General features: G+C 73.8%; 22 protein-coding genes. 8 read left to right on the forward strand and 14 right to left on the reverse strand.

What is annotated here, in order from left to right; translation table 11 throughout:
• Positions 1–11 precede the first annotated feature (11 nt).
• Complete coding sequence (gene gmd, locus SXIN_RS23330) at positions 12–1,052, reverse strand: GDP-mannose 4,6-dehydratase (protein WP_019709342.1); 1,041 nt, start codon at positions 1,050–1,052, stop codon at positions 12–14.
• Between the two features lie 213 nt (positions 1,053–1,265).
• On the opposite strand from gmd, the gene SXIN_RS23335 reads away from it, so the two are divergent.
• A complete protein-coding gene (locus SXIN_RS23335) occupies positions 1,266–2,219 on the forward strand; it encodes a GDP-L-fucose synthase family protein (RefSeq protein ID WP_019709343.1) in 954 nt (317 codons plus the stop codon).
• A 67-nt stretch (positions 2,220–2,286) separates the two neighbouring features.
• On the opposite strand, the gene SXIN_RS23340 is transcribed toward SXIN_RS23335, so the two are convergent.
• The 3 genes from SXIN_RS23340 to map all read right to left on the reverse strand — a co-directional run bounded on the left by SXIN_RS23340 (position 2,287) and on the right by map (position 5,887).
• Positions 2,287–3,768 (reverse strand): sugar transferase, encoded by a 1,482-nt coding sequence (locus SXIN_RS23340; protein ID WP_238153842.1) that lies wholly within the window; start codon positions 3,766–3,768, stop codon positions 2,287–2,289.
• Between the two features lie 302 nt (positions 3,769–4,070).
• Positions 4,071–4,751 carry a biliverdin-producing heme oxygenase gene (locus tag SXIN_RS23345; RefSeq protein WP_019709345.1) on the reverse strand — a complete coding sequence of 227 codons (681 nt, stop codon included), beginning with the start codon at positions 4,749–4,751 and terminating at the stop codon, positions 4,071–4,073.
• A gap of 278 nt (positions 4,752–5,029) precedes the next feature.
• Complete coding sequence (map, locus tag SXIN_RS23350; RefSeq protein ID WP_039821595.1) at positions 5,030–5,887, reverse strand: type I methionyl aminopeptidase; 858 nt, start codon at positions 5,885–5,887, stop codon at positions 5,030–5,032.
• A 101-nt stretch (positions 5,888–5,988) separates the two neighbouring features.
• Here map and SXIN_RS23355 point away from each other — a divergent pair, with 101 nt between their 5' ends.
• Positions 5,989–6,234, forward strand: a complete 246-nt coding sequence (locus SXIN_RS23355) for a hypothetical protein (protein ID WP_019709347.1) — start codon at positions 5,989–5,991, stop codon at positions 6,232–6,234.
• A 63-nt stretch (positions 6,235–6,297) separates the two neighbouring features.
• On the opposite strand, the gene SXIN_RS23360 is transcribed toward SXIN_RS23355, so the two are convergent.
• The gene (locus SXIN_RS23360; protein ID WP_095757474.1) at positions 6,298–6,915 is read right to left on the reverse strand and encodes a hypothetical protein; all 618 of its coding nucleotides are present in this window, start codon (positions 6,913–6,915) and stop codon (positions 6,298–6,300) included.
• Positions 6,916–7,141: 226 nt separating this feature from the next.
• Here SXIN_RS23360 and npdG point away from each other — a divergent pair, with 226 nt between their 5' ends.
• Positions 7,142–7,846: an NADPH-dependent F420 reductase gene (gene npdG / locus SXIN_RS23365; RefSeq protein ID WP_019709348.1), complete on the forward strand. Its 705-nt coding sequence runs from the start codon at positions 7,142–7,144 to the stop codon at positions 7,844–7,846.
• Positions 7,847–8,010: 164 nt separating this feature from the next.
• Positions 8,011–8,202 carry a hypothetical protein gene (locus SXIN_RS23370; protein WP_019709349.1) on the forward strand — a complete coding sequence of 64 codons (192 nt, stop codon included), beginning with the start codon at positions 8,011–8,013 and terminating at the stop codon, positions 8,200–8,202.
• Between the two features lie 309 nt (positions 8,203–8,511).
• Here SXIN_RS23370 and SXIN_RS23375 read toward each other — a convergent pair whose 3' ends face one another.
• Positions 8,512–9,336, reverse strand: coding sequence for a site-2 protease family protein (locus SXIN_RS23375; protein WP_019709350.1), 825 nt, complete (start codon positions 9,334–9,336; stop codon positions 8,512–8,514).
• 118 nt (positions 9,337–9,454) lie between these two features.
• On the opposite strand from SXIN_RS23375, the gene SXIN_RS23380 reads away from it, so the two are divergent.
• The gene (locus SXIN_RS23380) at positions 9,455–11,209 is read left to right on the forward strand and encodes an NAD+ synthase (protein WP_019709351.1); all 1,755 of its coding nucleotides are present in this window, start codon (positions 9,455–9,457) and stop codon (positions 11,207–11,209) included.
• Between the two features lie 146 nt (positions 11,210–11,355).
• On the opposite strand, the gene SXIN_RS23385 is transcribed toward SXIN_RS23380, so the two are convergent.
• Positions 11,356–12,375, reverse strand: coding sequence for an endonuclease/exonuclease/phosphatase family protein (locus SXIN_RS23385; protein ID WP_019706094.1), 1,020 nt, complete (start codon positions 12,373–12,375; stop codon positions 11,356–11,358).
• 346 nt (positions 12,376–12,721) lie between these two features.
• On the opposite strand from SXIN_RS23385, the gene panB reads away from it, so the two are divergent.
• Complete coding sequence (gene panB / locus SXIN_RS23390) at positions 12,722–13,600, forward strand: 3-methyl-2-oxobutanoate hydroxymethyltransferase (RefSeq protein ID WP_019706411.1); 879 nt, start codon at positions 12,722–12,724, stop codon at positions 13,598–13,600.
• A 553-nt stretch (positions 13,601–14,153) separates the two neighbouring features.
• Positions 14,154–15,515, forward strand: a complete 1,362-nt coding sequence (gene glnA, locus SXIN_RS23395) for a type I glutamate--ammonia ligase (protein ID WP_019709352.1) — start codon at positions 14,154–14,156, stop codon at positions 15,513–15,515.
• A gap of 188 nt (positions 15,516–15,703) precedes the next feature.
• On the opposite strand, the gene SXIN_RS23400 is transcribed toward glnA, so the two are convergent.
• The 3 genes from SXIN_RS23400 to SXIN_RS31355 form a co-directional block, all read right to left on the reverse strand.
• Entirely contained in the window at positions 15,704–16,159 is a 456-nt protein-coding gene (locus SXIN_RS23400; RefSeq protein WP_192883625.1) for a hypothetical protein, read from the reverse strand.
• Positions 16,114–16,998, reverse strand: coding sequence for a sigma-70 family RNA polymerase sigma factor (locus tag SXIN_RS23405; RefSeq protein WP_157916337.1), 885 nt, complete (start codon positions 16,996–16,998; stop codon positions 16,114–16,116). The genes SXIN_RS23400 and SXIN_RS23405 overlap by 46 nt, the downstream gene beginning before the upstream one ends.
• A gap of 193 nt (positions 16,999–17,191) precedes the next feature.
• Positions 17,192–17,350, reverse strand: coding sequence for a hypothetical protein (locus tag SXIN_RS31355; RefSeq protein WP_019709354.1), 159 nt, complete (start codon positions 17,348–17,350; stop codon positions 17,192–17,194).
• 436 nt (positions 17,351–17,786) lie between these two features.
• Between SXIN_RS31355 and SXIN_RS23410 the strand changes: the two genes are divergently transcribed.
• On the forward strand, positions 17,787–21,194 hold the full coding sequence (locus tag SXIN_RS23410) for a bifunctional [glutamine synthetase] adenylyltransferase/[glutamine synthetase]-adenylyl-L-tyrosine phosphorylase (RefSeq protein WP_238153843.1): 3,408 nt from the start codon (positions 17,787–17,789) through the stop codon (positions 21,192–21,194).
• 42 nt (positions 21,195–21,236) lie between these two features.
• Here the strand turns inward: SXIN_RS23410 and SXIN_RS23415 are convergent, their stop codons facing one another.
• Genes SXIN_RS23415 through SXIN_RS23430 form a run of 4 tightly spaced genes read right to left on the reverse strand, consistent with a single transcriptional unit; the run spans position 21,237 to position 25,992 of the window.
• Positions 21,237–22,280, reverse strand: a complete 1,044-nt coding sequence (locus tag SXIN_RS23415; RefSeq protein ID WP_095757476.1) for an HAD family hydrolase — start codon at positions 22,278–22,280, stop codon at positions 21,237–21,239.
• Positions 22,270–23,106, reverse strand: coding sequence for a phosphatase PAP2 family protein (locus tag SXIN_RS23420; protein WP_039821612.1), 837 nt, complete (start codon positions 23,104–23,106; stop codon positions 22,270–22,272). Before SXIN_RS23420 ends, SXIN_RS23415 begins: the two co-directional genes overlap by 11 nt.
• Positions 23,107–23,141: 35 nt before the next feature.
• A complete protein-coding gene (locus tag SXIN_RS23425) occupies positions 23,142–24,209 on the reverse strand; it encodes a LacI family DNA-binding transcriptional regulator (RefSeq protein ID WP_019709357.1) in 1,068 nt (355 codons plus the stop codon).
• 25 nt (positions 24,210–24,234) lie between these two features.
• Positions 24,235–25,992 (reverse strand): glycoside hydrolase family 13 protein, encoded by a 1,758-nt coding sequence (locus SXIN_RS23430; protein WP_095757477.1) that lies wholly within the window; start codon positions 25,990–25,992, stop codon positions 24,235–24,237.
• Between the last annotated feature and the right edge of the window lie 281 nt (positions 25,993–26,273).

The raw sequence follows: 26,273 nt of genomic DNA on the forward strand, positions 1-26,273 counted from the left end.
CATCCGCCGATTCACCGGTCGATGCGCACGGCGGTGCCGGAGAGTTCCGATTCCAGCTGGGTCCGGTCGGCGTCCACCATGATCCGGGCGAGTTCCGGCCACATCACGCGCGCCTTCCACCCGAGCAGCGACTCCGCCTTGGAGGCGTCCCCGATGAGCGCGTCGACCTCGCTCGGGCGTTCGTACTTGGGGTCGAAGCGGACGTGCTCCGACCAGTCCAGACCGGCGGCGGAGAACGCCGTCTCCACGAACTCCCGTACGCTGCCGGCCTGCCCGGTGGCCACCACGTAGTCGTCCGGCTCGTCGCGCTGGAGCATCCGCCACATCGCCTCGACGTACTCCGGGGCGTAGCCCCAGTCCCGCACCGCGTCGAGATTGCCGAGGTAGAGCCGGTCCTGCAGGCCCGCCTTGATCCGGGCCACCGCGCGGGTGATCTTGCGGGTCACGAAGGTCTCGCCGCGGCGCGGGGACTCGTGGTTGAAGAGGATGCCGTTGACCGCGTAGAGGCCGTATGCCTCCCGGTAGTTGACGGTGGCCCAGTAGCCGAAGACCTTGGCGCAGCCGTAGGGGCTGCGCGGGTGGAACGGCGTCCGCTCGTTCTGCGGCGGCGGGGCGGAGCCGAACATCTCCGAGGACGAGGCCTGGTAGATGCGGGTGTCGATCCCGCTGGCCCGGATGGCCTCCAGCAGCCGCAGGGAGCCCATGCCCGTCACGTCGCCGGTGTAGAGCGGGGCGTCGAAGGAGACCCGGACGTGCGACTGCGCGCCCAGGTTGTAGACCTCGTCCGGCCGCAGATCGCGGAGGAGGTTGACGAGCGCCACCCCGTCCGAGAGGTCCGCGTGGTGCAGGACGAGGGTGCGGCCCGGCTCCTGCGGGCCCTGGTAGATGTGGTCCAGGCGTTCGGTGTTGAACGACGAGGACCGGCGGATCAGGCCGTGGACGGTATAGCCCTTCGACAGCAGCAGTTCGGCCAGATAGGAGCCGTCCTGCCCGGTGACGCCGGTGATCAGCGCGGTTCTGCCCCCGGGCTGCGCGGTGTCGTTCGTGTTCATCGGTCGTTCCCCCCTCGGGACGGGGCCGTACGGCGGTACGGCCCCCGCGGTCGGCGCGGGGCCGGGCGGGCCTTCCGCCGTTCCCCCGTCTGCGGTGCTGTGGTGCTGCGATACGTGGTGCGTGGTGCGTGGTGTGCGGTCCGTGGTCCCGCGGTTCTCGGTGTTTTCCGGTTTGGTGTGCTACGCGCGGAATGCCCTGGCAGAATCCGGGACATGACCCAGACGACGCATGAACTGCTGCCGGAAACGGCCCGGATATTCGTGGCCGGCCACCGCGGCCTGGTCGGATCGGCGGTCACCCGCCGCCTCACGGCCGACGGCCACGAAGTCGTCACCCGCGGCCGGGACGAACTCGACCTGCGCGACGCCGCGCGCACCGAGAGCTTTCTGCGCGACGTCCGGCCGGACGCCGTGGTGCTGGCCGCCGCCAAGGTGGGCGGAATCATGGCCAACAGCACGTATCCGGTGCAGTTCCTGGAGGACAACCTCCGCATCCAGCTCAGCGTCATCGCCGGTGCCCACGCGGCCGGTACCGGCCGGCTGCTCTTCCTCGGCTCCTCCTGCATCTATCCGAAACTCGCCCCGCAGCCGATCCGGGAGGACGCCCTGCTCACCGGCCCGCTGGAGCCGACCAACGAGCCGTACGCCCTCGCCAAGATCGCCGGCATCACCCAGGTCCGGGCCTACCGGCGGCAGTACGGGGCCTCCTACATCTCGGCCATGCCGACCAACCTCTACGGCCCCGGCGACAACTTCGACCTGGAGACCTCGCACGTCCTGCCCGCCCTCATCCGCCGCTTCCACGAGGCGAAGGAGAGCGGCGCCCCCGAGGTCACCCTCTGGGGCACGGGCACCCCGCGCAGGGAGTTCCTGCACGTGGACGACCTCGCCGCCGCCTGCGCGGTGCTGCTGCGTTCCTACGACGGCGACGACCCGGTGAACGTCGGCTGCGGCGAGGACCTGACGATCCGCGAACTCGCCGAGACCGTACGGGAGGTGACCGGCTACCCGGGCCGGATCGCCTTCGACGCCACCAGGCCCGACGGCACCCCGCGCAAGCTGCTGGACATCTCCCGGATCTCCGCCCTCGGCTGGAAGCCGCGCATCCCGCTCCGCGACGGCATCGCGGCCGTCTACGCCGGCTGGCGCGCCGGCGCCGCGGCCTGATCCCCGGTCTCCCCGGCGGCCGCGGCCCGGCGGACCGCTCACTGCTCGCACCTCGGCACCACTCCGCTCAGTACGCTCCGCGTCCGTCGACGACGGCGCGGAACGTACGGGCCAGCAGGTCCAGATCCCCGCGGAGGCACCAGTTGTCGGCATAGCGCAGATCCAGCGCCACGCTCTCGTCCCAGGAGAGGTCGGACCGGCCGCTGATCTGCCAGAGCCCGGTGAGCCCCGGCTTGACCGCCAGCCGCCGCATCGCCACCTCGTCGTACTGCGCCACCTCGTCGGGCAGCGGCGGGCGCGGCCCGACCAGCGACATCTCGCCGCGCAGGACGTTCACCAGCTGCGGCAGCTCGTCCAGCGAACTGCGCCGCAGCCACCGGCCCACCCGGGTCACCCGGGGGTCGCGGCGCATCTTGAACAGCGGGCCGTCCTGCTCGTTGGCGGCGGCCAGCTCCGCCCGCCGCCGCTCGGCGTCGACCACCATGGTGCGGAACTTCCACATGGTGAACGGCTTGGCGTCCAGGCCGGTCCGGGTCTGCCGGTGCAGCACCGGGCCCGGGGAGTCCAGCCGTATCACCAGCGCCAGCAGCCCGTACACCGGTGCGAGCAGCAGCAGGCCGAGCGCGGCGCCGGTCCGGTCCAGGGCGGCCTTGAGTGCCGTCTGCGCGCCCTGGCGGTGCGGCGGGGCGACGTGCAGCAGCGGCAGCCCGGCGACCGTGCTGGTCCGCAGGCGCCGCGGCGCCACGTCCGTCAGCCCGGGCGCCAGGGCCAGCGGCAGCCCCGAGTCGTGCAGCGCCCAGGACAGCCGGCGCAGCCGCTCACCGCTGATCCGCGGGCCGGGCACGACCAGCACCAGATCCGCGGCCAGCTGCTCGGCGGCGCCGAGCACCGGAACCCAGTCCTGCTCGCCCCGCGCGGGCGGCGCGGAGCCGATGCGGGCCGGGGCGGGCACCCCGGAGGTCAGCTGGGCGCTGCCGACCGGAACCACCCCGGTCACCACGTAGGCGTGGTCGGTACGGGAGGCGAGCCGCTCCACCACCTCGTCGGCGGAAGCGGGTTCGCCGATCACCAGCACCCGGTGCACCGACTGCGCGGAGCGGCGCTGCCGCGTCAGATGCCGGTGGGTGACCTTGCCGCAGAGAGCCGTCAGCAGCGGGGCGAAGGAGAGGGCCGACAGGGCCGTCACGGGATCGGACGTCTCACCGGCCGCGATCCGGACCACCGCCAGCAGGCCCAGCAGCGTCAGCCAGTCGTGGAGCGCCGGTATGACGCCGCGCGATTCGCCGAGGGCGCCGGATCCGTAGCGGTGGCGGGCGGCGCGGACGACGGTCCACAGAGCCGCCCCGACCAGAGCAGCCGGTACGGGATGTGGCTGCCCCGAACCGGCGAAGACGAAGGCCACGGGAAGCGCGACCCCCAGGATGTCGGTGGCCAGCGCCGCGGGTAAATACCACCGCGCCTTGCCACTGCGCCGGCGGTGTGGTGACCTCCCTCCGCGGACGCCGGAGGCCGTCACCGATCTGGCCTTGGACATACCGATATGCCGCATGAACCCCCCTGGCACAGCGCGACCGTGACGGCGCGCGTACCCTTCCCCAAAGGCCACGCGCCTACGTACGTCTGACCGTATGGCAAACGTCTGTACGTCCGCTGCTGTTTGAAGAACTTTGCTCGGGGATATCCCCGGAATTCACTTCTTGGCGTGAAGACCCACCCTGCGCTGCCGTCACAGGGCCGGAGATGGTATAGGGGCGCGGATTCCGCAAGCGCGTGCCCGCCGTCGGCGCGGCGGACGGCGCCGGGGCGGGTGGCGTGCCGATACGGCCCCCGGCGCGGGGGCCGGGGCGGGGCTCACGCGCTGAGCGGGTCCTCCACGCGCCGCGCGAAGTGGTCGCCGAGCTCCCGGAAGAGCGCCGTGTTCAAGGCGAAGGCGCGCCGGCACTCGTCCACGACGCGCTCCTTCTCGGCGTCGTCCACCGGCAGGGCGTCCAGCAGTTCGCGGTACTCCCGCTTGAAGGCGGCCGGGTTGCCGATCCCCTCGAAGACGTAGAACCGCACGCCGTCGCCCTTGCGTGTGAAGCCCCAGGTCTTCTCGGCGGTGGAGCGGATGATCTGGCCGCCGCTGAGGTCGCCGAGGTAGCGGGTGTAGTGGTGGGCCACATAGCCCGCGGGCCACTCCCGTGCGACCTCGGTGATCCGCGCGGCGTAGGCGGCGGTGGCGGGCAGCGGTACCGCGGCGGCCCGGCGGCCGGGGCCCCTGAGGTGGTCGAGATCACGTTCGAGCTCGGGGACCCGCCGCAGCTCCGTGCGGAGAAACGGTCCTGCGACCGGGTCGCCGACGAGGGCGTCCGCCTGCTCCTCCAAGGCGCGGTAGACGAACCACAGCTGCTCCGTGTAGAGCGCGTATGCCTCCACGCCCAGCCGGCCGGCGAGCATGTCGCCGATGAAGGCGGAGTTCTCGGCCTCGGTGTGCTGCGCGTGCGACGCGGTGCGGATCAGGGTCGAGAACGGCGTGCTGCTGGGGGCGTCCATGGCGGGCCTCCGGGGACCGGTGCGGGCGGGTCGGTGCGCCGCCACGCTCTCCGCGAGGGGTGCGGCGGAGGCGCGGGCGCCGGCTGGCGTCTGCTCGGGTCTGCTCCGGGCCCGCTCGCGCCGGCCCGCAGCGCGAGTCTACAGGTTTCCGACAGGCTGTCGGGAAGTCCGCCCGCCGGCCCGCGGCCACTTCCCGCCGGCCCGCCGCCCGTCCGGCGCGCTCCGGGCGGGCGGCGGGCGGCGGCGGCAGGCCGACGGGGCGTGCGGCAGCCGGGGGGTCAGGGCAGCGTCAGGATCTCCGCGCCGGACTCGGTCACCACGAGGGTGTGCTCGAACTGGGCCGTCCGCTTCCGGTCCTTGGTGACCACGGTCCAGCCGTCCTCCCACATGTCGTACTCGTGGGTGCCCAGCGTCAGCATCGGCTCGATGGTGAAGGTCATCCCCGGCTTGATCACCGTGGTCGCGTGCGGGCTGTCGTAGTGCGGGACGATCAGGCCGGAGTGGAAGGAGCTGTTGATGCCGTGCCCGGTGAAGTCCCGGACCACGCCGTAGCCGAAGCGCTTGGCGTACGACTCGATGACCCGCCCGACGACGTTGATCTGCCGGCCGGGCCGGACCGCCTTGACCGCCCGGTTCAGCGCCTCCCGGGTCCGCTCCACCAGCAGCCGGGACTCCTCGTCCACGTCCCCGCAGAGGTAGGTGGCGTTGTTGTCGCCGTGCACGCCGCCGATGTAGGCGGTGACGTCCAGATTGACGATGTCCCCGTCGCGGAGCACGGTCGAGTCGGGGATGCCGTGGCAGATGACCTCGTTGACGGACGCGCAGAGCGACTTGGGGTAGCCCCGGTAGCCGAGGGTCGAGGGGTAGGCGCCGTGGTCGCACATGTACTCGTGCGCCACGCGGTCCAGTTCGTCGGTGGTGACGCCGGGCGCGATGTGCCGCGCGGCCTCCTCCATCGCGCGGGCCGCGATGCGCCCGGCGATCCGCATGCGCTCGATCGTTTCGGCGTCCTGCACCTCTGATCCCGTGTACGGGGTGGGGGCGTCCCTGCCCACGTATTCGGGGCGCGGAATGGAGGCGGGTACGGAACGGCGGGGGGACAGCGTCCCGGGGACAAGCAGCGACTGGCCAGACATGCGGCGAGTGTATCCGCGGCCGCTCGGGCAACATGAGCGGCAGAGCGGCCGGAAGGCCGCCCGCGGCGGCCGGGAGCGGCCGCGAGGAGAGGAGCCCTTCGATGGCGCTGTTCAGCAGGAACCGTCCGGCCGGCAAGGCGGGCGAGTGGTACTACTGCCTCAAGCACGGGAAGGTCGAGGAGGGGCCCGAGTGCCCGGCCAAGGACCGCATGGGCCCGTACGGGAGCCGGCCCGAGGCCGAGCACGCGATGGAGACGGCCGCGGAGCGCAACACCGAATGGGAGACCGACCCCCGCTGGCACGACCGGGACGGGACGGAGAACGGTCCGGCCGGCGGCCGGGGCTGAGCCGGGCCGGGCGGCCCGGGCGGCCCGGGCGGCCCACCCGGGTCCGGCCCGCCGGCGCCTGGACTACCAGCCGGACGGCGGCGGGATCATCAGCCCCTCCGCCAGCCGGGAGAGCCGGTCCCGGAAGCGGCGCCGGCCGCGGGGCCCGGGCAGCCCGGTCTCACCGGCCGCCGCGCTCACCAGATGCTGAACGGTGTCGAGGCCGAGCACCCCGGCCGGCGCGGGCCCCGCCCCCGGGGCGGTCAGCGTCTCGTGCGCCAGCGACCGCAGATCCCGGTCGCCGCCGTCGAGGGCCAGCACGGTCGCCCCGGCGCGGCGGGCGCCGCGCACCCGTTCCAGCAGGTGTTCGCCCGGCTCGTCCGGGGTGACGACCAGCAGGGTCTCGCCCCGCCGCACCGCCTCCAGCCGGGCGGGCCCGACCGCCAGATGCGCGGGCGCGCCCGGCCGTACCCGGTGCCGCACCAGCGTGGGGGAGAGCTGCGGGAGTCCGGACCGGGCCGCCTCGTCGTCGAGATGGGCGGCCAGATGCCAGGGCTCGTACCCCGCGCTCCCCACCAGCAGCAGCCCGCCGCCGCGCGGATCGACGGAGCGGCGCAGCGCCCCGGCGAACCACCGGGTGGCGTCCAGCCAGGCCGTCCCGGCGAGCACGTCGCGCAGCAGGGCCACTCGTACGGCGTCCATGCGCGCATCCTGTACCAGCCGCGGAGCCCCGCGCCCGCCGGTCGGGCGAAGTTCCCCCGGACGGGACCGGGCGAGCGGTGCGGACCGCGGGACCCGCCCGGCGGGACGGCTCCCGGCGCCGGGCTGCGGTCTTCCCGGGGGCGGTCCCCCGGGGCATTCCGTCCGGGGCGCGGGAGCGGCGCCGGAGGCGTCGAAGCGCCGGGCCGGGTGTGACAGTATCGCTGTCATGAACTCCACCGACGCAGCGCAGAAGGCCCCCGCCAAGGACCCCTGGGAGCTCCCCGACGTATCCGGCCTGGTGGTCGGCGTCCTCGGCGGCACCGGGGACCAGGGCCGCGGACTCGCCTACCGGCTGGCCCGGGCGGGGCAGAAGGTGATCATCGGCTCGCGGGCCGCCGAGCGTGCGGAGACCGTGGCCCGTGAGCTCGGCCACGGCGTCGAGGGCGCGGCCAACGCCGAGTGCGCCCGCCGCAGTGACATCGTGATCGTCGCGGTGCCGTGGGACGGTCACGCCGCGACCCTCACGGCCCTCCGCGACGACCTCGCGGGCAAGCTCGTCGTGGACTGCGTCAACCCGCTCGGCTTCGACAAGAAGGGCGCCTACGCCCTCAAGCCCGAGGAGGGCAGCGCGGCCGAGCAGGCCGCCGCCCTGCTCCCGGAGTCCCGGGTCACCGCGGCCTTCCACCACCTCTCGGCCGTCCTCCTCCAGGACCCGGCGGTCGAGAAGATCGACACCGACGTGATGGTGCTCGGCGAGGTGCGTGCCGACTGCGAGACCGTCCAGGCCCTGGCCGCCCGCATCCCGGGGATGCGCGGCGTCTTCGCCGGCCGGCTGCGCAACGCCCACCAGGTGGAATCGCTCGTGGCCAACCTGATCTCCGTGAACCGCCGGTACAAGGCCCACGCCGGGCTGCGGATCACCGACGTCTGAGTCCGGCCGCCGCCACGCTCGGTCCACGGCTCCGGCCGTGGTCTCCGCCGCCGTGATCCGCGCCGGCCGGTCCCGGCCGTGAGGGGGTGGGGAGGACGGCGGCGGAGGGGCGTGGGGGACAATGGCCGGGTTCGTCGCACCCGCTCTCCGAGGAGCCGACCGCCATGCCCCGCCTCGCCCTCTTCTCGCTCGCCGTCTGCCTGCTCGCCACCGCCGCGGCGGTGGTCTCCTTCGTCGAGGGGAGCTGGCTGGGCGTCCTCTGGGTCATGATGGCGGGCGTCTCCTCCAACATGGCCTGGTTCCACTTCCGCAAGGACCGGGCCCAGCGCGCGGCGGCGCAGCACACCACGGGCTGACCGTCCGCGTCCGGAAAGGGCGGCTCCGTACTGCGGCATGCCGCCCCGGCCCGTGCCCGGCCGTCCGTGACACGGTCGCGGGACCGCACGCCTTCCGGAGGGACGGATCGCGTGGCCGGACGGAGACGTGCGAGGTCGCCGCGGAGCGCTCGAAGAGCGGCGGGGAGCCGGCCCGGGCCGCTGCTCGACGCGGAGAGCACGGTCCGCGACCACGTGGCGGCGCTCCCCGGTGCTTCCTGGGAACCGTCCGCTGTCACGATTACCCCGGAGAGTGCTGAGTGCCGGAAACCCGGCGAGCGCGTCCGCCGGTCACAGGAGGGGCGCGAGGTCCTCGTAGCGGAACCAGCCACTGTCCGGCTCGCCCTGCCAGAAGCGGAACCACTCCAGGCCCAGCGCCGTCTCGAACTCGCTCACGCCGAGGGCGGCCAGCAGAGCGTCCACCCCACCGAAGAAGACCCGGTTCACCTCCGGCACCCACAGCAGGGCGAAGACCAGCAGCAGCCCGAACGGCGCGATCTGGTCCAGCTGCCGCCGGGCTCCCCGCGACAGCCAGGGCTCGATGACGCCGTAGCCGTCCAGGCCCGGCACCGGCAGGGAGTTGAGGATCGCGGCCGTCACCTGGAGGAGAGCCAGGAAGGCCAGGGCACAGCGGAAGGCGAGCGGTACGCCGCTCAGCGCGTTCAGCCAGAACGGGGCGGTCAGCACCACCGCGAAGATCACGTTGGTGAGCGGCCCGGCCGCCGAGATCAAGCTGTGCCGCAGACGCCCCGGGATGCGCCCCCGCTCGATGAAGACCGCGCCGCCCGGCAGCCCGATCCCGCCCGCGATGAGGAAGAGGATCGGCAGCACGATGCTCAGCAGGGCATGGCTGTACTTCAGCGGGTTGAGGGTGAGATAGCCCTTGGCACCGACGGATATGTCGCCGCTGTGCAGGGCCGTCCGGGCATGGGCGTACTCATGCAGGGAGAGCGAGACGATCCAGCCCGAGAGGACGAAGAGGAACACGAGGAGGCCGGCGCTCACCGGCAGCTCCCCCTGAACCCACATCGCCCAGCCCGAGGCGGCCATGACGGCGGCCAGTGCGAGGAAGACGGGACTGACCCGGTTGTGGCGCGGGACTGCCGGGGTGTTCATGGGGCGACCGTACTGGAGCGGCGCCGGCCGGGTAGACGGCGGCCGGGAGGGGTGCGGAGCGCGCCTCTCCGCCCCGTATCGCGTCAGAGAGACGATTACCGTGACTAGACTGGCGGCCGTGCCCCAACTTCGCCTCGCACTGAATCAGATCGACTCGACCGTCGGCGACCTCGCCGGGAACGCCGAGTCGGTCCTCAACTGGACCCGGCACTCCGTCGAGCAGGGCGCCCACCTCGTGGCGTTCCCGGAGATGGCGCTGACCGGCTACCCCGTCGAGGACCTGGCGCTGCGCCGCTCGTTCGTCGAGGCCAGCCGCGCCGCCCTCGTCTCGCTCGCGGCCCGGCTGGAGGCCGAGGGGCTGGGCGAGGTGCCCGTCGTCGTCGGCTACCTGGACCGCTCCGAGCACGCGCAGCCGCGCTACGGGCAGCCCGCCGGCGCCCCGCGCAACGCCGCCGCCGTGCTGCACCGCGGCGGGATCGCGCTGACCTACGCCAAGCACCACCTTCCCAACTACGGCGTCTTCGACGAGTTCCGCTACTTCGTGCCCGGCGAGACCCTGCCCGTCATCCGCGTGCACGGCATCGACGTGGCCCTCGCCATCTGCGAGGACCTCTGGCAGGACGGCGGCCGGGTCCCCGCCGCCCGCGCGGCCGGCGCCGGCCTGCTGCTCTCCATCAACGCCTCCCCGTACGAGCGGGAGAAGGACGACACCCGGCTGGAGCTGGTCCGCAAGCGCGCCCAGGAGGCCGGCTGCACCACCGCCTATCTGGCGATGATCGGCGGCCAGGACGACCTGGTGTTCGACGGCGACTCGATCGTGGTGGACGCCCGCGGCGAAGTGATCGTCCGCGCCCCGCAGTTCTCCGAGGGCTGCGTGCTGGTCGACCTCGACCTGCCCGCCGCCGGCGAGATCCCCTCGGGCACCGCCGGGGACGGGCTGCGGGTGGAGCACGTGGTCATCGGCGAGGAGCCGCTGCCGCCCTACGAGGCCGAACTGACCTCCGGCTACGCCGACCGTCTCGACGACGACGAGGAGGTCTACTCGGCCCTCGTCGTCGGCCTGCGCGCCTACGTCGCCAAGAACGGCTTCACCAGCGTCATCCTCGGACTCTCCGGCGGCATCGACTCCGCGCTCGTCGCCTCCATCGCCTGCGACGCCCTCGGCGCCGCCAACGTCCACGCCGTCTCGATGCCGTCCCGCTACTCCTCCGAGCACTCCAAGGGCGACGCGGCCGATCTGGCGGAGCGCACGGGGCTCAACTTCCGCACCGTCCCGATCGGCCCCATGTTCGACGCCTATATGGAGTCGCTGGGCCTCACCGGCCTCGCCGAGGAGAACCTCCAGGCCCGGCTGCGCGGCACCCTGCTGATGGCGCTCTCCAACCAGGAGGGCCACATCGTGCTGGCGCCCGGCAACAAGTCCGAGCTGGCCTGCGGCTACTCCACCCTCTACGGCGACTCCGTCGGCGCCTACGGCCCGATCAAGGACGTCTACAAGACCTCGGTGTTCCGCCTCGCGCGCTGGCGCAACCGGGCCGCCGAGGAGCGCGGCCAGACCCCGCCGATCCCGGAGAACTCGATCAGCAAGCCGCCCAGCGCCGAGCTGCGCCCCGGCCAGGTGGACACCGACTCGCTCCCGGACTACGACCTCCTCGACCGGATCCTGGAGCTCTACGTGGACCGGGACCAGGGCCGCGAGGAGATCGTCGCGGCCGGCTTCGACGCCGGGCTGGTCACCCGGGTGCTGCGGATGGTGGACGGGGCGGAGTACAAGCGGCGCCAGTACCCGCCGGGCACGAAGATCTCCGCCAAGGGCTTCGGCAAGGACCGGCGGCTGCCGATCACCAACCGCTGGCGGGAGGAGACGGGCTGAGCCGCGGCGGGCCGCCCAGCGCGGACCGCCCGGACCCGGGCCCGCGGCGGATCACCCGCCGGGAGCGCCACCGCGGCCCCCGCACCCGCCGCCCGGGCACGGGGGCCGCCGCCGTACGCGCTCCGCGGCGCTCCGCGGCGGCGGTGTCAGAAGTCCACGGAGGCCGCGACCGGCAGATGGTCGCTGGCCGTCCTCGGCAGCGACCAGGACGAGACCGGCTCCACCCCGCGCACCATGACCTGGTCGATCCGCGCCATCGGGAACGACGCGGGCCAGCTGAACCCGAAGCCGTCGCCCGCCGCACCCTGCGTGGACCGCATCTGCGAGGTGACCGGCGACAGCGCACGGTCGTTCATCGTGCCGTTCAGATCGCCCAGCAGGACCACCCGCTCCTGCGGCTCGTCCCGGATGGCGATGCCCAGGGCCTCCGCGCTGTTGTCCCGCTGCTCGGCGGTGAACCCGGCGTTCAGCTTCACCCGCACCGACGGCAGGTGCGCCACGTAGACGGCGACCGGCCCGTCCGGGGCGCCGACGGTACCGCGCATGGCCCGGGTCCAGCCCATCTCGATGTCGACGCCGCGGACGTCCGACAGCGGGTACTTGCTCCAGAGCCCGACCGTGCCCTCCACCTTGTGGTGCGGGTACTCCGCGGCCAGCCCCTCCTCGTACGCCGGCACCGCGGCCTGCTTGAGTTCCTGCAGCGCCACCACGTCGGCGCCGGAGCCGGCGATCTCCCGCGCGGTGCCCGCCGGATCGGGGTTGTCGGCGTTGACGTTGTGCGTGACGACCGTCAGGGCACCGCCGGAGCCGGCCTTGTCGGTGACGAGCCCGCCGAAGAGGTTGAGCCAGACGGCCAGCGGCAGCACCAGCGCGACCAGCGCCGTCGCCGAGCGGCGCAGCAGGCCCAGGACGAGCAGCACCGGCAGCGCCAGTCCCACCCAGGGCAGGAAGGTCTCCAGCAGGCTGCCCAGGTTGCCGACGCGGTTGGGCACCCGGGAGTGGAAGACCATCAGCAGCGCGATCAGCACGGAGCAGAGCGCCAGCAGGATGCCGCGCCGCCAGGTGCCCGGGCCGAACCGCGCGGCGGCCAGACGCCGGGCCCGGGAACCGGTCCGACCGGTGTCCGGGCCGCCGGGTCCCGACTCCGTCATGTACGCCTGCGCCATGTGCTGCCCTTCGTGCCTCGCCGCGCTGGTCCCCGCGTACGCACCCTAGGGGATCGCCCTTCCCTGCCCGCCGTGCGCGGCGGCCTTCCGCTACGGGGGACGTCCGGGGCACCGCGCGGGGTTCCGGACCGTACCGGTGCCCCCGCCGCTGTGACGGAAACAGGACATCCGGCGCCGGTCCGCGCCCTGCCCGCCGCGGGCGTCCCGGCGGGGGAGCCCCGGCCTTCGGGCCCGGCGGCGCGGGGGTGTGGGGCACGCCACTTTCCGGATCGCCCGGCCGGTGCCACCATGGGAGGTGATCCGGGGACGCCGTCAGGGCGCCTCGAGACGACAAGGAGCCGAAGCCATGACGCACGTTCCGCCTGCGCCTGCCCCGAAGCAGCCCGCGGCCGACAGCGGGAAGACGCTGTACGGAGGCACGGGAAACCGGCGTATCACCGTCCGCGACATCGCCGCCGCCAAGCAGCGCGGCGAGAAGTGGCCCATGCTCACCGCCTACGACGCCATGACGGCCTCCGTGTTCGACGAGTCCGGCATCCCCGTCATGCTCGTCGGCGACTCGATGGGCAACTGCCACCTCGGCTACGAGTCCACCGTGCCGGTGACCATGGACGAGATCACCCTGCTCTCCGCCGCCGTCGTCCGCGGCACCAGGCGGGCGCTGATCGTCGGCGACCTGCCGTTCGGCTCCTACCAGGAGGGCGCCGTCCAGGCGCTGCGCAGCGCGACCCGGCTGGTCAAGGAGGCCGGCGTGGGCGCGGTGAAGCTGGAGGGCGGCGAGCGCTCGGCCGACCAGATCGAACTGCTGGTCCAGTCCGGCATCCCCGTCATGGCGCACATCGGCCTCACCCCGCAGTCCGTCAACGCCTACGGCGGCTACCCGGTCCAGGGCCGCGGCGAGGAGGCGGCGCAGCAGCTCCTGCGCGACGCCAAGGCGGTGCAGAACGCGGGCGCCTTCGCGGTCGTCCTCGAACTGGTGCCGGCCGAACTCGCCGCCGAGGTCACCCGCTCCCTGCACATCCCCACCGTCGGCATCGGGGCCGGCGCCGAGTGCGACGCGCAGGTCCTGGTGTGGACGGACATGGCCGGCATGACGTCCGGCCGGGTCCCGCGGTTCGTCAAGCAGTACGCGCAGCTGCGCGAGGCGCTGGGCGGCGCGGCCAGGGCGTTCGCCGAGGACGTCGTCGGCGGCGCGTACCCGGCGGCGGAGCACAGCTTCCACTGATCCCCGTCCCCCGGGAGCTCTCCGGCTTCCCGGGCTCGCGGGAGCGCCCGCCGGGACGCCGTCCCGGTACGCCCCGTACCGCCTCACCCCCGAGCCACCATGAGGCCGGCAGCCCGCCGACATCCCCCATCGGCGGGCTGCCGGTGTGCCCGGGGCCGGGGCCGGCACCCGCCGCACGGCCCCGGGCCGGGGGAGGCGCCGGACGCTCTCCGCCGGACGCGGGGGCCGGTCTCACCGGGCTGTCCTGAGGTGCGGTGAGACCGCGAAACCCCCTGGTAATCCCCGGTTGCGATACTGGTGTTCGAGCCGTCGCGCAGGAGACGCGCAGGAGACTCGTGAAACGGTATCCGACCTGCGAGGATGGCTCGAGTGACGCCTCCATCCGGCAACGGGACGGCCCTTCCGCCCCGCTCCGCGGAGCCGTACGGCGGCCGGGCCCCGACCGCTGCCCGAGGGCGGGGCCGCGGGGTACTACGCTGCTCGTGGCTCCCAGGGCGGAGGACGCGTTCCCTCCCGGCCTCCCACGGCCGGGAATCCCCACGCAAGGAGAGAGATGGACAAGCAGCAGGAGTTCGTGCTCCGTACGCTGGAGGAGCGCGACATCCGATTCGTGCGGCTGTGGTTCACCGACGTGCTCGGATTTCTGAAGTCCGTCGCCGTCGCGCCCGCCGAGCTTGAGCAGGCGTTCGACGAGGGCATCGGCTTCGACGGCTCCGCCATCGAGGGCTTCGCCCGGGTGTACGAGTCCGACATGATCGCCAAGCCCGATCCGTCGACCTTCCAGATCCTGCCCTGGCGCGCCGAGGCCCCCGGCACCGCCCGTATGTTCTGCGACATCCTGATGCCGGACGGCTCCCCCTCCTTCGCCGACCCGCGCTACGTCCTCAAGCGCATCCTCGCCAAGACCTCGGACCTGGGCTTCACCTTCTACACGCACCCCGAGATCGAGTTCTACCTGCTGAAGAACAAGCCGGTGGACGGCACCCGCCCCGTCCCCGCCGACAGCTCCGGCTACTTCGACCACACCCCGCAGAACGTCGGCATGGACTTCCGCCGCCAGGCCATCACCATGCTCGAATCCATGGGCATCTCGGTGGAGTTCTCCCACCACGAGGGCGCCCCCGGCCAGCAGGAGATCGACCTCCGCTACGCCGACGCGCTCTCCACCGCCGACAACATCATGACCTTCCGGCTGATCATGAAGCAGGTGGCGCTGGAACAGGGCGTCCAGGCCACCTTCATGCCCAAGCCGTTCTCGGAGTACCCGGGCTCCGGCATGCACACCCACCTCTCCCTCTTCGAGGGCGACCGCAACGCCTTCCACGAGTCCGGTGCCGAGTACCAGCTCTCCAAGGTGGGCCGGTCCTTCATCGCGGGCCTGCTCAAGCACTCCGCGGAGATCTCCGCCGTCACCAACCAGTGGGTCAACTCCTACAAGCGCATCTGGGGCGGCTCGCAGCGCACGGCCGGCGCGGGCGGCGAGGCCCCCTCGTACATCTGCTGGGGCCACAACAACCGCTCGGCGCTCATCCGGGTCCCGATGTACAAGCCGGGCAAGACCGGCTCCACCCGCGTCGAGGTCCGTTCCATCGACTCCGGCGCCAACCCGTACCTCACCTACGCCGTACTGCTGGCGGCGGGCCTCAAGGGCATCGAGGAGGGCCACGAACTCCCGGCCGGCGCCGAGGACGACGTCTGGGCGCTCTCCGACTCCGAGCGCCGCGCCATGGGCATCGAACCGCTGCCACAGAACCTCGGCGAGGCCATCGACCTGATGCAGCGGAGCGAACTCGTGGCGGAGACCCTCGGCGAGCACGTCTTCGACTTCTTCCTGCGCAACAAGAAGCAGGAGTGGGAGGAGTACCGCAGCGAGGTCACGGCCTTCGAACTGCGCAAGATGCTGCCGGTGCTGTAAGCAACGGCCGCGTGACGCGGCCCCGCCGCGTGCGGCGGTTCCGGGCCGGCGGTGTCGAACCGTCGGCCCGGAGCCGTTCCACGTTCCCCGTTCTTTCGTTGTGCGGAGGCCCCGGTGCCGTGGCGACGGGCCCGGGCCGGCAGTTACCCCCGTGAGCTGCCGGCCCAGCGCTGCCGCGTGGCGCCCGGTCAGGCGAACCGTGCCGCTTCCGGTGGCGGCTGTGCCGGGAAGCGGACGACGGGTTCGCCGGACCGGCCCGCCAGGGCACGGGCGCCTTGGTGCGCGCGCCACAAGTGCCCGCACGCCAGGAGGGCGGCGAGCGCCCCGTACACGATGAAGACGGTTGTCCGGACCACTGCCGGTCCGGGCGGCACGGCAGCCGCGACGGCTGCCACGACGAGGGCGACCAGACCGAGCCCCGGACCGGTCCGGAGCGCCCCCCTGGCGCCCCGGATCGGCCCGGCGACGCCGGTCCGGTCGTCCCCGCCACTGGCGCCGTTCCCGCCGTCGTCGTTCTCCGTACCGCCCGCCTGCGCGGATTCCTCGTCATCGAGCTGCTGTTCGACGCGGTCGAGCAGTGCGTCCCAGGCACGGGGCGTCATCTCCCGGTAGAGCTCCAGCAGCCGGTCCTGACTCCTCTCCACCTGTCCGTGGAGAAGACCGCGGATGTCTGACATGTCGATACCTCTACCTCCTCGATCTGTGAGCGGGTTCCGGGCCCGGATCGCTCCGGGCGTCCCCCCGCGTGCTCCGTACGGCCGCTAGGACCCAACCTGGGATCACGGGCCGCCGTTGCCGGCAGGCCCGTCCGGCCCGTGATCCCGAGAAGAGCGCTAGTCACTGAATCCGAGCTCGTCGTGGATGGTCTGCCGGTGGGGGGGGCGAGGTGGGCGCGGATCCTGTCGGTGCGGCGCTTCACCGTCTTGCGGTCGATGCGGAGGGCCCGGCCGATCTCGGTCTGGCCGAGGCCGACGACGATCCACAGGTGGGCGACCTCGCGCAGACCGCCCTTCTCCGGGAGGGCCTTCTCCAGTACCGATTCCACGGCCCGGATACGGAGGTACTCGTCGGTCTCCGGGTCGGTGTGCGCGCTCTCGGGGAGGGTGTCCGAGGGGAAGGAGCGGTCCCGGTCGTACGCCCGGCAGGCGTCGGCGATGACGCCGAGCGTCACGGTCGTGGCGAAGGCCCGGCCGCCGTCGCCGCGGTCGATCTCGAACTCCGGGTCCGACCAGCGGCGGACCAGCCGCAGCACGGCCTCCTGGAGCAGGTCCTCCCGGACCCGGCCCATCCCCTTGCCGAGGATCAGCCGCTCCATGTGCGGCCGCAACCGCTGGATCTCGGCGACCTTCTCCCCGGTGAGCCTCCGGCGCGGAGCGGGGACGCCATCCCGCCGGTCGTCCGGCTGCGGCACCTTCGAGCGGGGGGACGGGGACGACGGCTCGCCGCCGTCGTCCCTCCCGCACGTCATTGGTGCGTTGCTCATGGGTGTTCCCTTCCTGCTGTCGTGGAGGTGCTCCCGCGGCGCCTCTCGGTGGTTATGCCGACAGGGAAGCCCGAGACGGGGCGGCCGGGTCTCGTAACTTTCCGTTGCTGCGGGGAGGTTGCCGCCGGGGGAGACGGTTCCGGGGCCGGCGCGGTGTCCGCAGGCCGGCCCCTGAGGCAGCGGACCGGGCTGGTCAGCGCAGGGCCTGGAGGAGAAAGGCGCCGGCGCCGATACCGACCAGCAGCGCCACCCCGAACGTCAGTTCGAGCCAGGCCAGGTATGTCACCAGGGCAGCGATGAGCAGGATCAGCAGAACGAAGGAGACCTTCGCGAGCGACGGATCGGAGTTCATCTACGTCTCCTCTTCGGTGGGGCGGGCGGCGCCCACGGGGACCGCGGCGACGCCGGTTCGCTCTCCTGTGCCGACCGGGCGGTGCCGGTCCGCGGCACGGGAGGCCCGGAAGTGATGCGCGTCACCCGCCCGGTGTGCGCGGTGAGGTGGCGTGCTCCGGGCGGCCGCCGCCGGACGGCGCAGCCGTTTCCCGGCGGTGCGGCAACCGGCCGTCAGCCGTCACCCGGTGATCGCTCGCAGGCAACGGGCGGCTGCCGGCCCGCCCCTCCTGTGCCACGGATCCGGGCGGCCGCCCGGCTGTCGGCGTACCCGGTGTGGGCGGGGGCGGATAGGCTCGGGACGATCAACCGGGCCGGGCCGGGCCGGTCATCAGCTCGGGCTGGTCGCCGGGCCGGCCACGGTGGGCGGGCCGTGGGTCGAGGACGGGTGGCGCAGCGTGCAGCAGGGGCGGCGGGACAGCACATTCGGACGGCTGGTGCGGAACGGGTTCACCGACCCGGCCGTGGCCGAGCGGCTGCTGAACGCGCCCGAACTCGCCGGTGTGCGGCACGACCCCCTTCTGCTCGACGCCCTCGGCGCCACCGCCGACCCCGATCTCGCCCTGCGGGCCCTGGTCCGTCTGGCCGAGTCGCTGGCCGCGCGCGACGCACGGGACGCGCTGGAGGCCCCGTCCGGAGCACCGGCCCCGTCCGTTACGCCCGTCCCGCCCGGTACGGGCGCTACGGGGGCCGGGTCCGCCCCCGCCCCCGGCGTGGCCCGGGACGAGGGCTCCGCCTCGGTCCCGGACAAGAGCCCCGGAACCGAGGCAGAGGCAGGCCCCGCGACGCCCGCGGCAGGCGCGGCCGGGACCCGCCCGGACGAAAGCCCCGGCGCGGCGGCCCCGGAGGCCGCCACCGGTACGCCCCCGGCCGGGACTCCCGGAGCGCCCCCGGCCGGCACCCCCGGTACGCGCCCGGGCGGGCCCCCGGCCGCGGGCCTGTCCCCGGCCGGCGGCCCGACCCCGGCGGCCCGCGCCCCCGCCGCCGGACCGCGGACCCGGGCGCTGCTCGACACCCTCGTCACCGCCAAGCCGTTCCGCGACCGCCTGCTGCGCGTCCTCGGCGTCTCCGAGGCGCTCGGCGACCACCTGGTGCGGCACCCGCTCGACTGGCAGACCCTCGTCACCTACGAACCCGGCGATCTCCACCCCGGGCTGGCCGAGTTCGAGCACGATCTGGCCGGCGCAGAGGACGCCGACAGCCTGCGCGCCGCCTACCGCCGCTCCCTCCTCACCATCGCGGCCCGCGACGTCTGCGGCACCATCGACGTCGCCGAGGCCGCCGCCGAGCTCGCCGACCTCGCCACCGCCACCCTGCGCGCCGCCCTCCGCATCGCCGAGGCCGCCGCCCCCGACGACGCGGCCGTCTGCCGGCTGTCCGTCATCGCCATGGGCAAGTGCGGCGGCCAGGAGCTCAACTACGTCTCCGACGTGGACGTGATCTTCGTGGGCGGGGCCGCCGACGACCGGGCGTCCGCAGAGGAGGAGACGGAGGCCCTGCGCGCCGCCACCCGGCTCGCCTCGCACATGATGCGGCTCTGCTCCGACACCACCGCCGAGGGCACCATCTGGCCCGTCGACGCCAACCTCCGCCCCGAGGGCCGCAACGGGCCCCTGGTCCGCACCCTCTCCAGCCATCTCGCCTACTACCAGCGCTGGGCCAAGACCTGGGAGTTCCAGGCCCTGCTCAAGGCGCGCCCGGTCGCGGGGGACGCCGCCCTCGGCCGGGAGTACTGCGACGCCGTCGCCCCCATGGTGTGGCAGGCCGCCGAGCGGGAGAACTTCGTCGCCGACGTGCAGCAGATGCGCCGCCGCGTGGTGGAGAACATCCCCGCCGCGCAGATCGAGCGCGAGCTCAAACTCGGCCCCGGCGGCCTGCGCGACGTCGAGTTCGCCGTCCAGCTGCTGCAACTCGTCCACGGCCGTGCCGACACCGGCCTGCGCAGCGGCTCCACCCTGGAGGCGCTGGCCGCGCTCGCCGAGGGCGGCTACGTGGGCCGGGCCGACGCCGCCGCACTCGACGAGGCGTACCGCTTCCTCCGGGCGATGGAGCACCGCATCCAGCTCCACCGGCTGCGCCGCACCCACCTCGTCCCCGAGGACGAGGCCGATCTCCGCCGCCTCGGCCGCTCTCTGGCCGCCGCCTTCCGGTGGGACCGCGGTACGGAGCCGGTGGTGACGCTCCGCCGGGAGTGGAAGCGGCACAGCCGCGAGGTGCGCCGACTGCACGAGAAGCTGTTCTACCGGCCGCTGCTGGACGCCGTCGCGCAGCTGGAGCCCGGCGCGGTGCGGCTCAGCACGACGGCGGCCCGGGAACGCCTGGTGGCCCTCGGCTACGCCGACCCCGCCGCGGCCCTGCGCCATCTGGAGGCGCTGGCCTCCGGTGTCAGCCGCAAGGCCGCCATCCAGCGCACCCTGCTGCCGGTGCTGCTCGGCTGGTTCGCCGACTCGGCCGACCCCGACGCGGGGCTCCTCAACTTCCGCAAGGTCTCCGACGCCCTCGGCGGCACCCCCTGGTACCTGCGGCTGCTGCGCGACGAGGGCGCCGCCGCCGAGAACCTCGCCCGGGTCCTCTCCGGCGGCCGGCTCGCCCCCGACCTGCTGATGCGCGCGCCGGAGGCCGTCGCCCTGCTCGGCGCCCCCGACGGGCTGCGCCCGCGCGGCCGCGCCGCCCTGGAGCAGGAGGTGATGGCCGCGGTCAACCGCGCCGACGGCCCGGAGCAGGCGGTCACCGCCGCCCGCGGGGTGCGCCGCCGCGAGATGTTCCGCACCGCCGCGGCCGACCTCATCGGCGCGTACGGCACCGAGGAGAGCCCCGCCCAGCACGACCCCGGCGGCGCCGTCGGCCGGGTCGGCACCGCCCTCACCGACCTCAACGCCGCCACCGTCGCCGGTGCGCTGCGCGCCGCCGTCCGCGCCCAGTGGGGCGACACCCTGCCGACCCGCTTCGCCGTCATCGGCATGGGCCGCTTCGGCGGCCAGGAGCTCAACTACGGCTCCGACGCCGACGTCCTCTTCGTCCACGAGCCGCGCGAGGGCGTGGCCGAGGAGGAGGCCGCCCGCGCCGCCTTCGCCGTCGCCAACGAGATGCGCCGCCTGCTCCAGCTCCCCTCCGCCGACCCGCCGCTGCTCATCGACGCCGATCTGCGCCCGGAGGGCAAGACCGGCCCGCTGGTGCGCAGCCTCTCCTCGTACGCCGCCTACTACCGGCGGTGGGGGCAGCCGTGGGAGAGCCAGGCGCTGCTCCGCGCGGCACCGGTCGCGGGCGACGCCGGGCTGGGGGAGCGGTTCACCGAGCTGATCGACCCGCTCCGCTACCCGGTGGAGGGCCCGGACGAGCACGCCGTCCGCGAGATCCGCCGGCTCAAGGCCCGGATGGAGAAGGAGCGGATGCCGCGCGGCGCCGACCGCACCACCCACGCCAAGCTCGGCCGGGGCGGGCTCTCCGACGTCGAGTGGACCGTCCAGCTGATCCAGCTCCGGCACGCCTGGGCGGAGCCCGGCCTGCGCACCACCCGCACCCGCGAGGCCCTGGCCGCCGCGCACGCGGCCGGGCTCATCGGGACGGAGGACGCGGAGATCCTGGACGAGGCGTGGCTGCTGGCGACCCGGCTGCGCAACGCCGTCATGCTGGTCCGCGGCCGTCCGGGCGACACGTTCCCCGCCGAGGTGCGGGAGCGGGCCGCCGTGGGCCGCTACCTGGGCTACGAGATCGGCAGCAGCGGCGAGCTCCTCGACGACTACCGCCGCGTGACCCGCCGCGCCCGCGGCGTGATGGAACGCCTCTTCTACGACGACCAGGGCTGACCCGGGCCCGGCGGAACGGGCGCCGGCGGGCCCGCCGTGCCGTCAGCCCCGGTCCACCGGTGCCGGGGACCCGCCCGGCCGGTGGCCCGCCGTGCCGCGCGGGGCAGCGCCGCGCGGGCCCGGCAGCATCGCGGGCCCGGTGCCCGGTCCGTCACCGCACGCCGCCCCGAACAGGCGCTCCAGGACCACCGCGACGCCGTCCGCGTCGTTCCCCGGGGCCGTCTCGTCGGCGGCCGCGAGCAGCTCCGGATGGCCGCCCGCCATGGCCACCCCGTACCCGGCCCAGTCCAGCATCGGCAGGTCGTTGGGCATGTCGCCGAAGGCGATGGTGTCCGAGGCGGTGAATCCCAGCAGCTCCGCGGCCGCCGCCAGCCCGGCCGCCTTCGTCGTGCCGGCGGGCAGCAGCTCGACCATGCCCGCCTGCGAGTGGACCACCGTCATCGCGTCGCCCGCCAGCCGTCCGGCGGTCTCGGCCACGGCGCGGTCGGGCAGCTCCCGGTGGCGCATCAGGACCTTCTCGATCGGCTCCGCCCACAGCCGCGCCGGGTCGGTGACCGTCTCGCTGCCCGGCGGGGGCGGTGTGAAGAACCCGGCCGTGCTCACGCAGCGGTTCTCCGGCGCCGCCGTGACCACGCCCAGCTCCAGCGGCCCCAGTTCCCGCTCCACGGCGGCGACCAGGGCACGGGCCGGACCGCGGCCGAGGGAGGCCGTCATCAGCAGCCGGCCGGTGGTGGCGTCGTAGAGCTGGGCGCCCTGCCCGCAGACGGCCAGGCCGTCGTAACCGAGGTCCAGCAGGAACGGGCGGCAGGAGGAGGCGGGCCGGCCGGTGACGACGAGGTGGAGCGCCCCGGCGCCGGTGGCCAGCTTGAGCGCCTGCCGGGTGCGGAGGGAGAAGGTCAGGTCGGTGCGGAGCAGGGTTCCGTCGAGATCGGTGGCGACCACCCGGTACGGCAGCGCGTGCGCCCCGGACCCCCGGTCCGCGGGGCCGTCCCCGTACCCCCGCTCCTCCCCGTACACCAGCCCGTCCCCGAACACCGGCTCGTCCCCGCCCGCCGGGCCGGGGGCGCCCGCCGGCTCAGGTCGCATGGAGCGGCGTCACATGCCGGGGGAGACGGTAGGCGACCGAGCGGTACCAGAGGTACGAGAGCCCGTAGCCGGCGGCCAGGCAGAGCACACCGCCGACGGCGTCCAGCCAGAAGTGGTTGGCCGTCGCCACGATCACGAGCAGGGTCAGCGGCGGGTAGAGCCAGCCCAGCACCCTGGCCCAGAGCGCGGGCGCCAGCATCACGATGGTGATCCCGCACCACACCGACCAGCCGATGTGCATGGACGGCATCGCCGCGTACTGGTTGGACATGCTCGCGAGGTTGCCGGAGGCCATCGAGCCCCAGGTGTCGTGCACGACGACCGTGTCGACGAAACCGCCGTCCGGCACCAGCCGGGGCGGTGCCAGCGGATAGAGGTAGTAGCCGAGCAGCGCGATCCCCGTGGTCAGGAAGAGCACGAGCCGGGTCGCGGCGTAGCGGCCCGGATGCCAGCGGTAGAGCCACACCAGCACGCCGACGGTCACGATGAAGTGCAGGGTGGCGTAGTAGTAGTTCATCCCCACGATGAGCCAGGTCACCGAGTTCACGGCGTGGTTCACGGTGTGCTCGACGGCGATGCCCACCGCCTGCTCCGCCCGCCATATCCAGTCGGCGTTGCGCAGGGCCGCGGCCTTCTGCTCCGGGACGGCGTTGCGGATCACCGAGTAGATCCAGTAACTCACCGCGATGAGCAGGATCTCGAACCGCAGCCGTGGGCGTCGCGGCAGCCTCAGCCGTCCGATCGAAAGGCGTTCCCCCCCGGGCTGGGCCTCTGGCCGTGTGTCGGCCGGTGATTTCTCCAGAGTCCTCACAGTCGCGTCACCCACGCGCCACAGTCTGCCAGACCCCGGCGTGTTCCCGATCACCCTCCGGCCGGGACGTCGGCCGGTGCCCTCCGGGCCGGCGGGGACTGTCCCTGCGGACCCGCGGCGGTCGACCCGCGGACCACCAGTTCGGGCAGGAAGATGAACTCGCTGTGCGGGGCCGGGGTCCCGCCGATCTCCTCCAGCAGCGCGCGCACCGCCGCCTGGCCCATGGCCTGGACCGGCTGACGGATCGTGGTCAGCGGCGGGTCGGTGAAGGCGATCAGCGGGGAGTCGTCGAAGCCGACCACCGAGACGTCCCGGGGGACGGCGAGGCCCTGCCGGCGGGCGGCGCGGATGGCGCCGAGCGCCATCATGTCGCTGGCGCAGATCACGGCGGTGCAGCCGCGCCCGATCAGCGCGTCGGCCGCGGCCTGGCCGCCCTCCAGGGTGTAGAGGGAGTGCTCGATCAGCTCGTCGGACTCCTCCGGGGTCAGCCCCAGCTGCTCGCGCATCCCCTGCCGGAAGCCCTCGGTCTTCCGCAGCACGGGGACGAACCGCTTGGGGCCCAGCGCCAGCCCGATCCGGGTGTGGCCGAGGGCCGCGAGATGCGTCACGGCCAGCCGCATCGCAGCGCGGTCGTCGGGCGAGACGAACGGGGCGCGGACCTTCGGGGAGAAGCCGTTGACGAGGACGAACGGCACGCCCTGCCCGCGGAGCTGGTCGTACCGCTGCATGTCGGCGGAGGTGTCGGCGTGCAGCCCGGAGACGAAGATGATGCCGGAGACCCCGCGCTCCACCAGCATCTCGGTGAGCTCGTCCTCGGTGGAGCCGCCCGGTGTCTGGGTGGCGAGGACCGGGGTGTAGCCCTGGCGGGTCAGGTTCTGCCCGATGACCTGCGCGAGCGCGGGGAAGATCGGGTTGTCCAGCTCGGGGGTGATCAGTCCGACCAGCCCGGCGCTGCGCCGCCGCAGCCGTACCGGGCGCTCGTAGCCGAGGACGTCGAGCGCGGCGAGGACGGATTCGCGGGTGGTCGCGGCCACCCCCGGCTTGCCGTTGAGCACGCGGCTGACTGTCGCTTCGCTGACCCCCGCCTGGGCTGCGATGTCGGCGAGCCGTGCGGTCATAGGGCTGGACTGTACCGGTCGCATGTCAGATTGCCCACCACGCGCAGGATTCGGCCGGAATACGGACGGTTCCGCCGTCCTCGCGCGGGGCGGGGGCGGCCATCGGGGCGCTGCTCAGCAGGGGCCGGCCGGGCCGGGGCAGGGTGACCGGCCGGTCGAGGGTGTTGAGCACGCAGACCACCGGGCCCCGCGTGCCGTCCTCCCCCTCTCCGGCGGACGGCGCCGGGGCGGTGCCCGGGGTGCGGCGGAAGGCGAGGACGCCCTCGGGCGCGTCCAGCCACTCGACGGCGTCGCCCGCGCCGAGCGCCGGGAGCTCGCGGCGCAGCGCGATCGCCGCGCGGTAGAGCTCCAGGGTGGAGGTCGGGTCGCCGGTCTGGGCCTCGACGCTGTATCCGGCCCAGTCACCGGGCTGCGGCAGCCAGCTGGGGCCGCCGGGCTCGGGTCCGAAGCCGTACGGGGCCTCGGTGCCGGACCACGGGATCGGCACCCGGCAGCCGTCGCGGAAGCCGTCCTGGCCGTCGGCGCGGAGGAAGGAGGGGTCCTGGCGGACCTCGTCGGGCAGGTCGGTGACCTCCGGAAGCCCGAGCTCCTCGCCCTGGTAGACGTAGACGGAGCCGGGCAGCGCCAGCATCAGGAGGGCGGCGGCGCGGGCCCGGCGCAGGCCGCGCTCCGGGTCCCCGTCCGCGTAGCGCGTGGTGTGCCGGACGACGTCGTGGTTGGACAGCACCCAGGTGGTGGGCGCGCCGACGGACGCGGTGGCGGTGAGGGAGCTGTCGATCACCGCGCGCATCTCCGCGGCCTCCCAGCCGCTCCGCAGGAACTGGAAGTTGAACGCCTGGTGCATCTCGTCGGGGCGGACGTAGAGGGCGAGCCGCTCGGAGTCCGGGGCCCAGGCCTCGGCGACGCCGATCCGCTCGCCGTCGTAGGAGTCCAGCAGCCGGCGCCAGTGGCGGTGGATCTCGTGGACGCCGTCCTGGTCGAAGAAGGGCAGCTTCTGGGTGCCGATGAGGCTGGCCTGCTGCCCGTGGCCGATGTCGGGCAGGCCCTCGGCCTTGACGAGGCCGTGGGCGACGTCGACGCGGAAGCCGTCCACGCCCAGGTCCAGCCAGAAGCGGAGGATGGCGTCGAACTCGCGGCGGACCTCCGGGTGCTCCCAGTTGAGGTCGGGCTGCTCGGGGGCGAAGAGGTGGAGGTACCAGTCGCCGGGGCTGCCGTCGGGGTTCGTGGTGCGGGTCCAGGCGGGGCCGCCGAAGACGGACTCCCAGTCGTTGGGCGGCAGCTCGCCGTCCGTGCCGCGGCCGGGGCGGAACCAGTAGCGGCCGCGGGCGGGGGAGCCGGGGCCCTCGCTCAGGGCCTGCCGGAACCAGGTGTGCCGGTCGGAGGTGTGGTTGGGGACGATGTCCATGATCACGCGGATTCCCAGCCCGTGGGCGGCGCGGATCAGCTCCCGGGCGTCGTCGAGATCGCCGAAGAGCGGGTCGACGGTGCGGTAGTCGGTGACGTCGTAGCCGCCGTCGGCCTGCGGGGAGAGGTAGAAGGGGGTGAGCCAGACCGCGTCCACGCCCAGCCGGGCCAGATGCGGCAGCCGCTCCCGGGCGCCGCGCAGATCGCCGATGCCGTCGCCGTTGCCGTCGGCGAAGGAGCGGACGTAGATCTGGTAGATGACGGCGTCCCGCCACCAGTGTGTGCCGGTGCCGGAGCCGCCGCGCGGGGCGTCCCCCGGGCCGGCGCCGGGAGCGGGCGCGGGCCGGTCGTGGAGGGCGGGCGTGAGCTCCTGAGTCATCGTCGTTTCCCCTTCGGTAGCCGGTGTTGACGCTCGGCACGGACGCCAGAGAGGACAACGCGCCGCGGCCCCCCGTGGTTGACGTGGGGAACGTAACAGCTTTGCAAGCTCTTGCGGAAGTATCGGCAGATTCTTGCGGCAGGGCCGAAAGTCCCCCGGCCAGGGCCGTCAAGGGGTGGGGTGACAACTGTGCAGACACGCCGCTGTAACGATCCGGCAGCCTTGCAGAAAGTTGCCGCAAGGACTTTCGGCCACATTGCATCCCTGTTACGTTCGCGGTA

Source organism: Streptomyces xinghaiensis S187, from assembly GCF_000220705.2.
Classification (GTDB): Bacteria; Actinomycetota; Actinomycetes; order Streptomycetales; family Streptomycetaceae; genus Streptomyces; species Streptomyces xinghaiensis.